We start from the raw sequence: 1,648 nt of genomic DNA, 5'->3' as shown, positions 1-1,648 counted from the left end.
CAATGTCATTAAGTTAGGCTCAAAGAAGGACTGGGAATAAAAATGGAATGCAAAACGGCATGGAAAAAAACCTATGCCGTTTGTTTTTTTGTGTAAGCACGAAAAAAGCGTATAGCAAACAAAGCGGAAGGAATATCCGCTTAAAAAATGTTCATATGAAACGAATTATGCTACTCTGTAAACGAAGCTAACAGCTGATTTGAAGCGGATCTTACGCGTATTCATCTGCCCTGGGCGAAGGGGTCGAATCGGCAAAATGTTTTTGCGAATCAGCGCTTCAACATCGGGCGGGGGTTCATCATCCCTTGAGCGCAGGAAATGTCTACAAACGTGAACGGCCACCGTGAAGTTGACTTGGTATAGGTGCCGTTTATCCATTTGGGAAATGACTACGTGCGAGGTAATCATTTCAACAAAATTGTACATGATCAGTCTTGAGAAAATCTCTTGGGTGATGGACTCTTGTCTCTTTGCGTGAAAATTCGTCAGACCGACGGTGTATTTTAATGCCCTGAAAGAGGTTTCAATGCCCCATCGCATGTTATAAATGGACTTGATTTCATCGGGTGGGAAACCAGCCGATGAAAGATTCGTTATGACGGTTTCATAATCGCCATTCGGCAGGACGAAACGAACAACCCGAAAGGAAATCGGGTAAAACAAGTTCTCATGCAAATCCAAAAAATCAAATGTAGACCTAGAAGGGACGAACTTGTAAATCTCCGGATGAGCCTTGACCTCTTTGGTTTGTTTTTTGGTGAGTATTAGCTGAACGTCTATATCAAACTCTCCGCCAGAGGGTAAACGCAAGCCTGAAAGAATACCATTGGAATCCAAATCCTTTACCCGTATGACATAGTTCCACCCTTTGCGTTCAATATGCGCGAAATTGTTGTAACTTTCATAACCTCTATCGGCAGTAACAATGGCTTTACCTTTGATGGGCGAACGGTCAACCATATCTGCCAGCGCCCTTCCCTCGTTGCACAACCTTCGCGGCTGAACAAGAGCATCCACGTAAAGTCTGTTGCACAAGTCATAGGCTGCGTTCAAATGTAGAAGGTTATAACCTTTCGTGTTCGGTTGACTTTGAAAATAGGTATCTGTGTCCGCAGAGTCCGTTGCGATATGTAAATCCGAACCGTCAATGGCAAGTAATCGATACCCTCGGTAGTCCTTGATATCCGTATAGGTTTGCGTAAATTCGTGAAACAAGAATTCCATAGCAGATGGCAGAATTTTATTCCTCTGTTGGACAAAAGCAGAAGTGGTTGCGGTGTTTACATCATAGCCCTGCGATTCCAAGAGTTCCTTATATATGCTGTTACCCCCCATGGAGATCAGGAGTTGCATAACCGTTTCAAAGGGTAACTTTTTATTTCGGGTAAAATCTTTTCCAGGGTTTTTGACATAAGGTGCTGGTGCGGCTGCCATTTCACGTATGAGGGATGACAGTGTTTGTTTTAGCGAATTTGCGTACTCATTCATTGGCATAACCTCCTCGTTTTTAAGGGGCTACGCCACACACTTCCAACTACTTGTCAAGTTCTTTTTTTTTTTTTTTCGTGCAAAAAAAAGAGCGGGTTATCTATTCGATAACCTGCTCTTTACTAGATTTTTGATCTTGCATCTTAACTTAATGACATTG

General features: G+C 42.7%; 1 protein-coding gene. It reads right to left on the bottom strand.

What is annotated here, in order from left to right:
• Window positions 1–165: 165 nt before the first annotated feature.
• Complete coding sequence (locus J2Z37_RS25360; RefSeq protein ID WP_209813092.1) at window positions 166–1,488, bottom strand: IS4 family transposase; 1,323 nt, start codon at window positions 1,486–1,488, stop codon at window positions 166–168.
• Between the last annotated feature and the right edge of the window lie 160 nt (window positions 1,489–1,648).

Source organism: Ammoniphilus resinae (assembly GCF_017873965.1).
In the GTDB taxonomy this organism is placed as follows: Bacteria; Bacillota; Bacilli; order Aneurinibacillales; family RAOX-1; genus Ammoniphilus_A; species Ammoniphilus_A resinae.
The sequence above is the reverse complement of the archived record's forward strand: the minus strand, read 5'-3'. Positions and strand labels throughout refer to the sequence as shown.